The 13,251-nt window shown below is 34.5% G+C and carries 13 protein-coding genes; 6 read left to right on the forward strand and 7 right to left on the reverse strand.

From position 1 onward, the window contains the following. Positions 1 to 38 precede the first annotated feature (38 nt). The 3 genes from K6112_03265 to K6112_03275 are packed head-to-tail and all read left to right on the forward strand — an operon-like array spanning position 39 to position 2,391. Positions 39 to 1,433: a S41 family peptidase gene (locus K6112_03265; protein ID QZP18370.1), complete on the forward strand. Its 1,395-nt coding sequence runs from the start codon at positions 39 to 41 to the stop codon at positions 1,431 to 1,433. 5 nt (positions 1,434 to 1,438) lie between these two features. Next, on the forward strand, positions 1,439 to 2,065 hold the full coding sequence (gene coq7, locus K6112_03270; protein ID QZP18371.1) for a 2-polyprenyl-3-methyl-6-methoxy-1,4-benzoquinone monooxygenase: 627 nt from the start codon (positions 1,439 to 1,441) through the stop codon (positions 2,063 to 2,065). Between the two features lie 5 nt (positions 2,066 to 2,070). After that, positions 2,071 to 2,391: a DUF2322 family protein gene (locus K6112_03275; protein QZP18372.1), complete on the forward strand. Its 321-nt coding sequence runs from the start codon at positions 2,071 to 2,073 to the stop codon at positions 2,389 to 2,391. On the opposite strand, the gene K6112_03280 is transcribed toward K6112_03275, so the two are convergent. The 5 genes from K6112_03280 to K6112_03300 are packed head-to-tail and all read right to left on the reverse strand — an operon-like array spanning position 2,378 to position 7,052. Continuing rightward, a complete protein-coding gene (locus tag K6112_03280; protein QZP18373.1) occupies positions 2,378 to 2,794 on the reverse strand; it encodes an OsmC family protein in 417 nt (138 codons plus the stop codon). The genes K6112_03275 and K6112_03280 overlap by 14 nt on opposite strands. Before the next feature lie 2 nt (positions 2,795 to 2,796). After that, positions 2,797 to 3,240 carry an FKBP-type peptidyl-prolyl cis-trans isomerase gene (locus K6112_03285; GenBank protein ID QZP18374.1) on the reverse strand — a complete coding sequence of 148 codons (444 nt, stop codon included), beginning with the start codon at positions 3,238 to 3,240 and terminating at the stop codon, positions 2,797 to 2,799. A gap of 23 nt (positions 3,241 to 3,263) precedes the next feature. After that, entirely contained in the window at positions 3,264 to 4,688 is a 1,425-nt protein-coding gene (gene dacB, locus K6112_03290; GenBank protein QZP18375.1) for a D-alanyl-D-alanine carboxypeptidase/D-alanyl-D-alanine-endopeptidase, read from the reverse strand. Beyond that, the gene (bioA, locus tag K6112_03295) at positions 4,675 to 5,976 is read right to left on the reverse strand and encodes an adenosylmethionine--8-amino-7-oxononanoate transaminase (protein ID QZP18376.1); all 1,302 of its coding nucleotides are present in this window, start codon (positions 5,974 to 5,976) and stop codon (positions 4,675 to 4,677) included. Before bioA ends, dacB begins: the two co-directional genes overlap by 14 nt. Before the next feature lie 5 nt (positions 5,977 to 5,981). Beyond that, on the reverse strand, positions 5,982 to 7,052 hold the full coding sequence (locus K6112_03300; GenBank protein ID QZP18377.1) for an aldo/keto reductase: 1,071 nt from the start codon (positions 7,050 to 7,052) through the stop codon (positions 5,982 to 5,984). Between the two features lie 154 nt (positions 7,053 to 7,206). Between K6112_03300 and K6112_03305 the strand changes: the two genes are divergently transcribed. From K6112_03305 to K6112_03315, 3 genes are all read left to right on the forward strand, one after another. Beyond that, complete coding sequence (locus K6112_03305) at positions 7,207 to 7,497, forward strand: co-chaperone GroES (protein ID QZP18378.1); 291 nt, start codon at positions 7,207 to 7,209, stop codon at positions 7,495 to 7,497. A gap of 35 nt (positions 7,498 to 7,532) precedes the next feature. Further along, entirely contained in the window at positions 7,533 to 9,203 is a 1,671-nt protein-coding gene (gene groL, locus K6112_03310) for a chaperonin GroEL (protein ID QZP18379.1), read from the forward strand. Between the two features lie 114 nt (positions 9,204 to 9,317). Next, positions 9,318 to 11,525, forward strand: a complete 2,208-nt coding sequence (locus K6112_03315) for a UvrD-helicase domain-containing protein (protein ID QZP18380.1) — start codon at positions 9,318 to 9,320, stop codon at positions 11,523 to 11,525. Here the strand turns inward: K6112_03315 and K6112_03320 are convergent, their stop codons facing one another. Together K6112_03320 and K6112_03325 are read right to left on the reverse strand one after the other, a co-directional pair. Then, positions 11,526 to 12,290 (reverse strand): hypothetical protein, encoded by a 765-nt coding sequence (locus tag K6112_03320; protein QZP18381.1) that lies wholly within the window; start codon positions 12,288 to 12,290, stop codon positions 11,526 to 11,528. Then, positions 12,287 to 13,222 (reverse strand): homoserine kinase, encoded by a 936-nt coding sequence (locus K6112_03325; protein ID QZP18382.1) that lies wholly within the window; start codon positions 13,220 to 13,222, stop codon positions 12,287 to 12,289. Before K6112_03325 ends, K6112_03320 begins: the two co-directional genes overlap by 4 nt. Between the last annotated feature and the right edge of the window lie 29 nt (positions 13,223 to 13,251).

The following is a 13,251-nucleotide window of genomic DNA, read 5'->3' on the forward strand; positions in this document are numbered from 1 at the left end:
ATATATTTTTTTTTAAAAAAATCAATAAAGGTCATTAGATGCGTTCAAAATTTGAAAAATTCTCACTTGTATTAGTCGGCGCCTTAATAGGTATTTTATTTACATTTAACCTGCCTGTTTTCGCCGACAAAAATAATCCAAATAATTTACCCATTGATAAGCTGAGAACTTTCGCAGAAGTATTCGGTAAGATTAAATCGGATTATGTTGATCAGATTGGAGATCCAAAATTACTAGATGAAGCACTTAAAGGCATGTTATCTGGATTGGACCCACATTCCGTCTACCTCGATAAAGATAAATATAAGGATCTATCACAAGGTACTGCCGGTGAATTTGGTGGCTTAGGAATCGAAGTAGGAATGAAAGATGGATTTGTTGAAGTCATCACGCCAATCGAGGACACACCAGCATTCAATGCCGGCCTCAAGAGCGGTGATTTAATTATCAAGCTTGATGATACCTTAGTAAAAGGGCTCACCTTAAATGATGCCGTTAAACTAATGAGGGGTAAGCCAGGTACCTCGATTGACATTAGAGTTCTACGAGAAGATGTTGAAGATCCAATTGATATCAAAATCACTCGAGCGCAAATTAAAACTAAAAGCGTTAAAGCAAAGTTAATAGAACCGGATTATGCTTATCTCAGAGTTACACAGTTCCAAGATAGGACGGGTGAAGATTTAGCTAAAGCAATTAAAAAATTAAGGAAAGAAAATAAACATGCATTTAATGGGATCATTTTAGATATGAGAAATAATCCCGGCGGCTTACTAACCCAAGCGGTATCGGTTTCAGCTGCCTTTCTTGATGATGATGAGTTAGTTGTTTATACCGAAGGGCGTGCACCTGATTCTAAAATGCGCCTTACTACCGCACCAGAAAATTATATAAGACCAGGGGGTGATTTTGAAAAAAATAATTATATAAAGTCTCTGCCTAAAGATATTAAGGATGTTCCAATGGTCGTCATCATTAATAATGGGTCTGCTTCAGCGGCTGAAATTGTAACTGGCGCTCTTAAAGACCATAAAAGAGCAACTATATTAGGTACACGCAGCTTTGGTAAAGGTTCGGTTCAAAGCATACTGCCAATGATGAATGGTTCAGCGATCAAATTAACTACAGCTAGATACTTCACACCAAATGGAACATCTATACAAGGTAAAGGAATCGAACCAGATATAACTGTTAAAGATGGAACTGAATCACTGGCTTATCGCGAGGAAGATATTCCTGATAGCCTCTCAAATCCACAAGATAAAGGTAAAAGAGATGACAAACCCATAACAAATGGGCCGACACCTGAACAAAAAGAAGCGCTTAAAAATTTCAAGCCGATTAAGTTTGGTACAGATGAAGATATCCAATACGTTGAAGCACTAAAGATTCTCAAAGGAATGGGTGATCAAGCTTCAATGTTAAAAAATTAAAATAAATGGTCATCGACAAATTTATTGATGAAATTGAGTTTGGGTTAAAAATCTTATTTAGCCCAAGCTCATCAAAGAGACCTAGACCCGATAAAAAAATTCTAAATAAACAAGACCTCAACCCTGAGGTTAAGAAAAAACATGCTCAATTGATGCGAGTAAACCATTCAGGAGAGATTTGTGCGCAAGCTCTGTATAGGGGGCAACTGCTTTTCAATAAAGATAAATTGATTGAAAAAAATTTACAAAAAGCAGCCAGTGAAGAAATTGATCATCTTGCTTGGTGTGAAGAAAGGATTGACGAGTTAAGTGGAAAAACGAGCTTACTTAATCCTATTCTCTATATTGGATCAATTGGAATTGGGGGTATTGCAAGCATCATTGATAAAAAATATAACTTAGGGTTTTTGGCTGAAACAGAGAAACAGGTTTCCTCTCATCTCGATAAGCATCTTGTTAAGCTTTCTAAATATGATGTAAAGACAAAAAAAATTTTAGAGCAGATGAAGTTTGATGAGCACCAACATGAAATTTCTGCGAAGGAATTAGGTGCCGCCGAACTACCAAAACCAATAAAAAAAGTTATGGGTATCACATCAAAAATTATGACTACACTAACCTACAAAATTTAATTATTATGACTCAATCATTCAAACAGGTTTTAAACGTTCTGCCCGACATCGAGCATATAGACAAAATTAATCTTTATGATCTAAATGATAATTTAGTCGATGCCATTGAAAATATGCAAGGGACCCAAGGGTCATTGAAGGTATATTTTTATTTGTATAAAAACTTCAAAGAAATAAATCTTGCGGCAGCTCAAAAAGGCTTAGAACTATTTTCGGAACATACAGCTGAGGCAAAAAAAAATCCCGGAAGTCATCCAAATATTGATCGTTTGATTAATATAGTAAAAACTAATGACGCACTTAGGGTTGAAACTATTCTTCGCTAATTACAAAGTCATGCGTTATTTTCACGCTTTTACCTAACATAATTGAAGCTGAACAATATTTATTAGCTGATAATTCAATTGCTCTCTCAACAGCCTTTTCTTGAAGATCAATACCTTTAATTAAAAAATGGATATGGATACTTGTGAACACCTTAGGAATTTCATCTGCTCTTGTCGCTTCAATTTCGGCAATACATCCGGTAATTTGCTGCCTTGATCTTTTTAAAATAGTGACCACATCAAATGACGTACATCCACCCATTCCTATCAGCATCATTTCCATGGGTCTCATGCCTAAACCCTTCCCCCCGAGTTCTTTAGGGCCGTCTAATACAACTTCATGTCCAGATTCAGAACTCCCTTTAAAGCTGACGTCCTGCATCCATTTTATTTTAGTTTTCAAAATTACTGAATCTCAATCAACTCAACTTCAAATATAAGATCTGAGTTTGGTGGGATAACATCTCCCGCCCCTCTTGAACCATAACCCATACTTGATGGGATTATAATGGTACGACTTCCACCAACCTGCATCCCGCTTACCCCGTTGTCCCATCCCTTTATAACTTGACCCACTCCAAGAACAAAACTAAATGGCTCTCTTCTATCAACTGAGCTGTCAAACTTTGTAGTTTTTTCTCCATTCTCATAAAGCCAGCCTGTATAGTGAACAGTCACAGTAAGTCCTTTTTCAGCCTCACGCCCGTCACCAACTTTGTTATCTGTAATAATTAAATCTGAAATTCCTTTGTCTTGCATTTTGCTTTTCTCCTCGTTAACAAGTTCTATTGCATATGATAATGAAGTGCAGCATAACATCGTAATTAATATCAATATATTTTTTATCATTTCTTTAATCCTCGAGTAATATTTTAAATTGATTCGAACGCTAAATTAATCAGCTCATTTTGAAAGTTATAGGATTTATTTGCCTCTTTATCGTTCATTAAAAAAATTAATATTTTTTTATTTTTATCTTTATCAACCAAATATCCTGCGAGTGCACTTACGTTTTTTAATGACCCCGTCTTGAAATGACCATTTTTTTTTGCCTTAGAAAATGGCATTTTGGTTTCTAGTGTGCCATCTTCATTTAAAATGGAAAAGGAGGATAGCATTTCTGGCATATAGGGATGTTCAAAAATTTTTTCCATTATCTCCAGAAGACTGTCAGCATTAATAAAAGTCTTCCTTGATAATCCAGCTCCATTTTCAACAAAAATATTATTGGTAGAAATATCATTATTACCTAACCAATTCAAAACAAATAGATTTACATCGTCTTCTGTGACTTGCCTTTTTAAATCCTCTTTCATCACGGTTAATATTAAGTTTCTTGACATCAAGTTTAAGCTATACTTATTCATGTCGCGAATAAGAACACCGAGTGGTCTTGATAAATGACTTGCAAGTAACTTACCATCAAGCTTTTGTTTATCATTAACCCAATAACCCCCCAAAAAACTTCCCCCATTTTGTGTCCATAGATACTTAAAAGCTTCATAAAAATATCTACTATTATCAGTGACAGATAAATCAATTTCTTTGTTAAAGCATTTCTTACTCAAGAAACCTTGAAAAATAATCGTGTCATCCAAAAAATCATTAGATTTTTGATAATCGAGTGACTGTTTCCATGAGACACAATTTTTATTACTTAGCCGTAAGTTATTCTTTATCTTTAGATAGTTTAGCTTTGGTTTAACATCAATGTTAACTTTGTTATCAAGGGGTGTGAATTTAAAATTTATCGTATTTGATTGAATTGAAATAGCATTTGGTAAAACATTGTAAGCCCGCATTGGGTCAGCATCAAAATCAATTATGTTAGGGATTTTACCAAAATAACTTTTATCTAAAATTAAATTCCCCTCTATTTTTTTTACCCCTTTTTTTTGTATCTCTCTTATTAGAAATTCTAAATTATCTATTGAAAAACTCGCATCCCCCCTGCCAACAAAAATTAAATCTCCTTGAAGAGTGTCATCTTTTAACTGACCCGTATAATAAAAGTCAGATTTCCATTTATAATTAGGCCCTAATTTATCAAGTGCTATAAATGATGTAATTATTTTGGTAAGTGAAGCTGGATTAAAATTTTTACTGCCATTGTAGATAATTGCTTTTTTTTCGGGGGCAGTTAGATTTTTTACTACAATGCTAAAACTATCTTTTTTAAAATTATATTTATTTATTAATTTCTTATATGGCTGCGGCAGTTCCGCAGAAACGGAGACAGAAACAATAATCCATAAGAAAAAAAATATTTTCAGGGTCAGTCTGTTATGTGCTTGCATACAAAATTGCTTCTCGAGTTATCTTTATCATTTCTCTAGCCTCAGTCTCTTTCATGCAGTATGGGGGCATAAAGTAAATAGTATTATCTATAGGTCGAATTAATACGCCCTTATTTAAAGAATACGCCAGAACTTTATCTATTGATATTTTCGAATCTAACTCAAATGCCCAAATCATTCCAATATTTCTGAGATCAGTTATTGGAAGATCTTCTAGAGATGAAAATAACCGATTTATTTTTTTTGACAATATGAGGTTTTTTTTCAAAACATTATCAGACTCAAAAATAGATAAAGTTCCCAATGCTGCACTACATGCTAATGGATTTCCTGTATAGCTATGCGAATGTAGGAATCCCTTTTTAATATCATCATCATAGAATGCACTGTAGACTTTATCTGAGGTCAAGGTGACGGACATTGGAAGATACCCACCCGTCAAACCTTTAGATAAACATACAAAATCTGGTGTAATTTTTGCATGCTGATGAGCAAACATTTTTCCTGTTCGCCCAAACCCAACAGCAATTTCGTCTGCAATAAGATGAACTTCATACTGATCGCATAACTTTCTTACTCCTTGGAGAAACCTGGCATCGTAAATACCCATTCCTGATGCACATTGCACCATCGGCTCTATGATAATGCTTGCAGTGACTTGATGATTTTTTTCAAAAATTTTTGTTAATTTTTTTAATTTTTCGTCAAGAAACTCATCAGATGACTGATTATTTTTTTTTAGTCTTAAATCTGGTGAATCTGTCTTTATATAATTTTTTATTAAAGCTCCGTAGTGAGCTCTGAAAATTGGAACATCTGTAACCGCAAGCGCCCCAAGTGTTTCGCCATGGTAACTATTTTCTAAATAAATATATTTATTCTTTGAGGGAAAACCTATTTGATTCCAATAATGAGAGCTCATTTTTAGTGCAATTTCTACTGCATTTGCTCCATCGCTTCCATAAGAACAATGCCCCAAATTAGTTAATTTACTTAATTTTTCTGATAGCTCTATCACGGGGGAATGGGTAAGCCCAGCTAACATAGAATGTTCGAGGGTATTTAGTTGTCTAGTGATATATTTTTTTATTATTTTGTTATTGTGCCCAAATAAATTTACCCACCAAGAACTAGTCACATCAAGATACTTTTTCCCATCAAAATCGTATAGGCAAGTCCCTTTTCCCTTTTCAATAGCGATCAGAGGAAGATTTTCATGATGCTTCATCTGAGTGCAAGGATGCCAAACCGACTTGACGCTTCTCTTTATATATTTTTTGTTATTCATGGTATTTAAGGTGCTGGGTTCATTACATCAAGATGTATAGCATCAATTTCTTGAATTAGTTCTTCATCAACAGTATCTAAACCGTAAGCTGCAATGTTCTGTTTTAGTTGATTCATATTTGTAGCTCCAATCACAGTGCTTGTCACGAACCATTGTGAATAAACGAAACTTAATGCTAAGTCAGTTAAGCTCATATTTCTTTTAGCTGCTAACGCATCATATTTTTCGATTGCTTTTTTGACACCACTCTTGTTATATCTTCGACCATAGCCTGGAAAAAGATTAACTCGTCCTGGTGCCTTCGGATCCTTAAGATACTTTCCACTAAGGTGGCCAAATCCTAATGGAGAATATGAAAAAAATGATAATTTCTCTCTAAAGAATATTTCAGTCATGCCTAGTTCAACGATTCTATTAATTAAGCTATAGCTATTTTGCAAAGTGCAAACTAAAGGTAAATTTTTAATTTTTGCAAGCCTTATAAATTCCATTAAACCCCAAGGCCACTCATTTGATAAAGCGAAATATCTCACCTTTCCTGCTTTAATTAAATGTTTGATACTTAAAAGTTGTTCTTCAATTGATACCCAGTTAATTTTTTCTTTATTTAGAAAATCATCTTTGGGATCAAATTTATAACCTCCAAACATGGGAACATTTCTCTCTGGCCAATGAAGATATAAGAGATCTACATAGTCTGTTTTTAATCTTTTCAAGGAATCATTAACGGCCTCATTAATATTTTCTCTATCTAATGATTTTGGCCCCCCCCTTATCCAATCAATAGATCTCCTAGGACCTGCAATCTTCGTCGAGATAACAAAATCTTCTCTTTTTTTACCTTCAAGCCAATTCCCAATGATTTCTTCAGTTCGATGGCATGTAGTTGCTTTTGGAGGTACGGGGTACATCTCAGCAACATCAATACTATTGATTCCTTTTGATGCGGCATAGTCTAACTGCTCAAAAGCATCACTTTGAGTATTCTGGTCTCCAAAAGTCATCGTCCCAAGTGTGATGGGTGAAACTCTTAGTTCGGTTTGACCGACTTTTCTATAGTTATTTTTCGTAAACATAAGAATTTAAATTATAAATAAATTTGTTGAAGACTTGAAATTTGTAGTATTCATCTCTATTATTAGCACTCTAATAAATAGAGTGCTAGTTTTAGTCTCAGACTAACTCTAAAATAAATTTTAATAAAGAATACACTACTAGGAGAACTTATATATGAAAATTCGTCCTTTACACGATCGCTTGATAGTAAGGCGACAAGAAGAAGAGCGTACCACTGCATCAGGAATTGTAATTCCAGAAAGTGCGTCAGCCGAAAAACCAGATCAAGGCGTTGTTAAAGCAGTTGGTAATGGAAAGCTGCTTGATGATGGTAATGTCAGAAAATTAGACGTAAATGTGGGTGACAAAGTAATTTTCGGCAAATATGCTGGACAAGCAGTAAAAGTTGATGGTGATGAACTCCTTGTTATGAAAGAAGAAGATGTTATGGGAATCATTGAGTAAAAATTTAAATAAATACACAAATTTGGAGAAAATAAATGGCAGCTAAAGATGTAAGATTTGGTGACGAGGTTCGCCAAAAGATGGTAGTAGGTGTAAACACACTTGCTAATGCAGTAAAAGTAACACTTGGACCTAAAGGTAAAAATGTAGTACTTGAAAGATCATTCGGGGCCCCAACAATTACAAAGGATGGCGTATCTGTAGCTAAAGAAGTTGAGTTACAAGATAAATTTGAAAACATGGGCGCTCAAATGGTAAAAGAAGTGGCTTCAAAAACATCAGATAATGCTGGAGATGGAACCACCACAGCCACAGTGCTTGCTCAAGCGATTATTCGTGAAGGAATGAAATCAGTTGCTGCAGGCATGAATCCAATGGATCTGAAAAGAGGTATAGATAAGGCAGTAGAAGCTGGCGTCGGTGAGCTTCATAAACTAAGTAAGCCATGTAATACAAGCAAAGAGATTACTCAGGTCGGATCTATTTCTGCTAATTCAGATGAATCAGTAGGTAAAATAATTGCGGATGCAATGGATAAAGTCGGTAAAGAGGGTGTTATTACTGTTGAAGATGGATCAGGTCTTACTAATGAATTAGATGTTGTAGAAGGTATGCAGTTTGATAGAGGTTATCTATCACCTTACTTTATCAACAATAACGAAAGACAAATCGCGCTTCTTGAAGATCCTTATATCCTTTTGCATGATAAAAAGATATCAAATATTAAAGACTTATTACCAGTTTTAGAGCAAGTTGCTAAAGCTAGCAAACCCCTCCTAATCATAGCCGAAGAAATTGAGGGAGAAGCGCTTGCTACTCTAGTGGTAAATAATATACGTGGGACTATTAAGGCAGTAGCCGTAAAAGCCCCAGGGTTTGGTGATAGAAGAAAAGCTATGCTTGAAGATATCGCAATCCTTACAGGAGGTACCGTAATCTCAGATGAGGTTGGCCTAACTCTTGAAGGTGTAAAAATTGAGGATCTTGGGCAAGCAAAAAAAATTGAGGTAGGCAAAGAAGATACTATCATTATTGATGGTGCAGCATCTGTTGCGAATATCAAATCACGAATTGATTTAATTAAAGTTCAAATGGAAGAATCTACAAGTGATTACGATAAAGAGAAACTTCAAGAACGTATTGCTAAACTTTCGGGTGGAGTTGCAGTTATTAAGGTGGGTGCAACGACTGAAATTGAGATGAAAGAGAAGAAAGCGCGAGTTGAAGACGCACTACACTCTACCAGAGCAGCTGTAGAAGAAGGTATTGTTGCTGGTGGCGGTGTTGCTCTTATTAGAGCAAAGGACGCAATTAGCAAAGTTAAAGGTAGCAATTCTGATCAAGAAGCTGGTATCAATATAGTTCTCAGAGCAATTGAGGATCCATTGAGACAGATTGTTTCAAACGCTGGCATAGAGGCTTCAGTTGTAGTAAATAACGTAATTTCTGGAAAAGGTAATTACGGATTTAATGCAGCAAATGAGACATATGGTGACATGGTTGAGATGGGTGTTTTAGATCCAACAAAAGTGACTAGATCTGCACTTCAAAATGCAGCTTCCGTTGCTGGACTCATGTTAACGACAGAATGTATGATTGCCGATTCGCCTAAAGAGGAAGCTCCTGCAGCTGGTGCCCCAGATATGGGTGGCATGGGTGGCATGGGTGGCATGGGTGGCATGGGTGGCATGGGTGGCATGATGTAATTCCAGAAATACCATGTTGAAATAAATTAAAAGGCCTCCTAACCGAGGTCTTTTTTTTCATAAAAAATACTAAAAAACTACTAACAAAAAAAAATTACTGTAGCATGTGTTTTTATGAATTTAACAACAGTTTCTAAAGCTATTTATGCAGATTTAAATGAAAAACAAATGGAAGCTGTCATGCTTCAAAGCCAATCAGCGCTTGTGCTTGCCGGTGCCGGCAGTGGTAAAACGAGAGTTCTGACATCTAGAATTTCTTGGTTAATTGAAAATCAGCTTGCAAGTCCAGGAGCCATTCTCGCTGTTACGTTCACTAACAAAGCAGCAAAAGAAATGTTAACAAGGATTTCGACTCAACTACCAATTAATATCAGAGGAATGTGGGTAGGTACTTTTCATGGATTATGCAATCGTTTTTTAAGAAAGCACCACGTTGATGCCAATTTACCTGAAACCTTCCAAATCCTTGATAGCGCAGATCAAAAATCAGCGATTAAAAGAGTTATAAAGACTATAGGTATCGATGAGGACTTAATTTCCTCAAAAGAGGCAATGTACTTTATTAATAATAATAAAGAGGAAGGTATTCGATCCCAAAAGTTTAAAGCCTATGATGATGTATCTAAAAAACTCAATTCTATTTATGCAGCCTACGATGAGCAATGTCAGAAAGAAGGTGTAGTTGATTTTGCAGAGCTTATGTTACGTTGCCTAGAGTTATTCCAAAAAAACTCAGCGATCCGTCAACACTACCAAGAAATTTTTAAGCATATCCTTGTTGATGAATTCCAAGATACTAGTCGCCTACAGTATCAGTGGCTGAAAATGCTCACCTCTACTGAAAGCTTTATTTTTGCTGTGGGAGACGATGATCAATCAATTTATGGGTTTAGAGGTGCAAGACCTGGAAATATGAAAGATCTTCAGAAAGATTTTAATATCAAAAATGTTATTAAACTGGAACAAAATTATCGATCTAAAAATAATATCCTTAATGCAGCCAACGCAATTATTGAAAACAATAATGATAGGTTGGGTAAAAATTTATGGACTGCTTCCGGAGATGGAGATTTAATTAAACAATATACAGCTTTAGATGATCGTTCAGAAACAGCCTTTATCTTAGATGAGATTAAAATGCGTCATCGTGCAGGTACTGATTACAACCAGATAGCTATTCTTTATAGGAATAATGCACAATCAAGAGTTATTGAAATGGCCATGGTCTCTAATAATATCCCTTATAGAGTTTACGGGGGTTTAAGGTTCTTTGAAAGAGCCGAGATAAAAAGTTCTCTAGCGTATCTTAGGCTTATTAATAATAAGAAAGATGATAATGCCTTTATGAGAATTGTAAATTTTCCAACTCGAGGCATCGGCGCACGAGCTATTGAACAAATGCAAGACCATGCAAAAAAGAATGAGTGTTCTTTGTGGGAAGGCGCGAAAATTTTTATTTCTGAAAGTAAAAACCTAAAAGTATCTGCATTTATTCAATTAATTCAAAGTATTGAAGATCAAGTTCATGGAACAAATATTGACGAATCAATTGATATAATTAACTCACATTCTGGTCTAAAAGATCATTACCTTAAAGATAAAGATGGTAGCTCACGTGTAGAAAATCTAAATGAACTTGTTTCTGCAGCAAAATCATTTCTCAATGAAGATAGAGATAGTATCTCCGAGGAAGAACCAAACAAAAAAAAATCACTGACTTTAGCTGAATTCCTTGATTTTACCTCTCTTGAAAGTGGTGAATTACAAGCTGCAGCAAGTGAAGATGCTTTACAACTCATGACCATTCATTCATCTAAAGGACTTGAGTTTGATACAGTATTTATCACTGGTTTGGAAGATGGACTCTGCCCACATGAGAGAAGTTTGAATGAAAATAATGGATTAGAAGAAGAGCGACGATTGATGTATGTTGCCATTACTAGAGCAAAAAATAAACTATATCTTACCTTGTCTCAATCTCGAATGACTTACGGACAACCTACTTATAATCTTCCTTCAAGATTTCTAGATGAAATACCAGAATCATTAACAAAAAAAATAAATGTGCCAATTAATAATAGCAACCCTATTGGAAGCTCATATCGTAATAATTCGGCAAACTCATTTAAAAAACTGAGTAAACAAATCTCTAATAATCAATATGAGATAAAAATTGGCTCTATGGTCAAGCATGATAAATTTGGAGGTGGAACAGTCATAGGCTACGAAGGAAATGAAAATGACCTTCGAATTGAAATAAAATTTCAAAATCATGGAATTAAAATGTTAGCAATGGAGTATGCAAAGCTTACCAAAGCGTGACTATTTGATTATTGATTTATATATATCTTTATAGGTTGTATATTGAAAAGAAAATAATGTTGAAATATAAGCTGCCAAGACCAACATACATAAAAATATCAGAACGTAGGACATCAGAACATTTACACTTGACCCAAGTATTGTAAACACCATAATCATTAAAAAAATTAACGAGATAAAGCCTCCTAATAAAATAAGCCAAGTGAGTGTAATAGGAATAATTGAAAGCAATACACCTGCAAAGCTTGATTTGATTGCTTTCATCAATCCAAAATTATGATAGGTAATTAAGATAGGCGAAAACCAAGTTGCCATGAGAATAGGTATTGCCAAAACTATAAATTTTATAAAGATGCTAACTAGATTATTAGAAAAATCTTCACTTATCTCAGCTTCACTTGCAGCAGCCAAAATAATATTTATGTCTGGACTCAAAATTAGAGAAATTAATAATGAATAAAATAAACAAATTACCCCAAGATAAATAAGAACTCTGATATTTTCTTTGTTTATTTTTAGCAAGGCTTTTAAATCCGTTTCTTTTTTATTTTGACTCAATCTAAAGAAATTTATAAATATTATCGTTGAAATAGGCCAAGCGATGATTAAAAATGGACTAATAAAACTTAAGCCCGGAATACTTGGAACAAGAAGGTAAGCAAATATATAAACACTTCCTAAAAGTAAAGTCATCTTGAAATTTAACTTAGTCAATAATAGGCTCTCAGTAACCCATCTATGAGCTTTGTTTAGTGTTTTTTTCAAAACCTGTACCCCGTAACCTGCCTGTCGATTAATATATTTTTAAATTGATTAGGATTCTTTACCGCAAGAATTTCAGCACTAGGATTGCTATGAATGTGCTCGAGCCTAGATATATAAAATCTTAGTGCAGCCCACCTAAGTGCTAAAGGCATGAAGACTTTCTCCTCTTTAGTAAGGGGTCTTTCTGTCTCATATCCCTCAATGAATTCTGTTAATTTATTTTTATCAATTGCTCCATCAGCATCAATGCACCAATCATTTAACGCAATAGCAATATCAAAAACCAGCACCTCTTCACAAGCATAATAAAAGTCAATAAAACTTGGTCTTTTTTCATTTAAAAATAAAACATTATCTCTGAATAAGTCTCCGTGGATTGTACTTTTTGGTAAATCACCAACATTATGATGGCTTAAGAAATCTATTTCTAATTCAATCATATTTTTTTCTATCGATGTTAATTTTGATTTCATTCCAGCAAACTTATCTTTAATCCATTCTAAGCCCCTGTCATTTTTTCTTTTTTCTGAAAAAGATTTTGTAATAGTATGCATTTTTGCGAGAGATTTTCCAACAGCAAAGCAATGAATCTCATTTATTTCCTCAACTTCTGAGCCGTTTAAAAAAGAAACTAATAACGCTGGCTTGTCCTTTAGCAAGTTAATAGAATTTTTTTGATTGTTTAAAATGGGTTTGGGGCAATCTATATTATGGTCTGATAAAAATGTCATTAAATTAATAAAAAAGGGAAGCTCACCCATAGAATGATGTTCAAATAAAGTTAATATATATTTATTTAAACTCGTTGTTATCAGGTAGTTTGTATTTGTAACTCCCGAGGATATTCCATCAAAGCTTTGCAATGTGCCGACATCAAAATCACTTAAAAATGCTTTCAATTCCTCTTTTGTTATTGATGTGTAAACAGCCATTGAGTGTTTTTTTATTTAATTCTTGAGTA

The sequence above is a fragment of the Methylophilales bacterium genome, assembly GCA_019823025.1.
In the GTDB taxonomy this organism is placed as follows: Bacteria; Pseudomonadota; Gammaproteobacteria; order Burkholderiales; family Methylophilaceae; genus BACL14.

Bases quoted from the DNA above. Each gene is read 5' to 3' on its own strand.
- K6112_03305 (QZP18378.1), top strand. From the start codon at position 7,207: ATGAAAATTCGTCCTTTACACGATCGCTTGATAGTAAGGCGACAAGAA.
- K6112_03325 (QZP18382.1), bottom strand. From the start codon at position 13,222: ATGGCTGTTTACACATCAATAACAAAAGAGGAATTGAAAGCATTTTTA.
- K6112_03300 (QZP18377.1), bottom strand. From the start codon at position 7,052: ATGTTTACGAAAAATAACTATAGAAAAGTCGGTCAAACCGAACTAAGA.
- K6112_03265 (QZP18370.1), top strand. From the start codon at position 39: ATGCGTTCAAAATTTGAAAAATTCTCACTTGTATTAGTCGGCGCCTTA.
- bioA (QZP18376.1), bottom strand. From the start codon at position 5,976: ATGAATAACAAAAAATATATAAAGAGAAGCGTCAAGTCGGTTTGGCAT.
- K6112_03315 (QZP18380.1), top strand. From the start codon at position 9,318: ATGAATTTAACAACAGTTTCTAAAGCTATTTATGCAGATTTAAATGAA.
- groL (QZP18379.1), top strand. From the start codon at position 7,533: ATGGCAGCTAAAGATGTAAGATTTGGTGACGAGGTTCGCCAAAAGATG.
- dacB (QZP18375.1), bottom strand. From the start codon at position 4,688: ATGCAAGCACATAACAGACTGACCCTGAAAATATTTTTTTTCTTATGG.
- coq7 (QZP18371.1), top strand. From the start codon at position 1,439: ATGGTCATCGACAAATTTATTGATGAAATTGAGTTTGGGTTAAAAATC.
- K6112_03275 (QZP18372.1), top strand. From the start codon at position 2,071: ATGACTCAATCATTCAAACAGGTTTTAAACGTTCTGCCCGACATCGAG.
- K6112_03285 (QZP18374.1), bottom strand. From the start codon at position 3,240: ATGATAAAAAATATATTGATATTAATTACGATGTTATGCTGCACTTCA.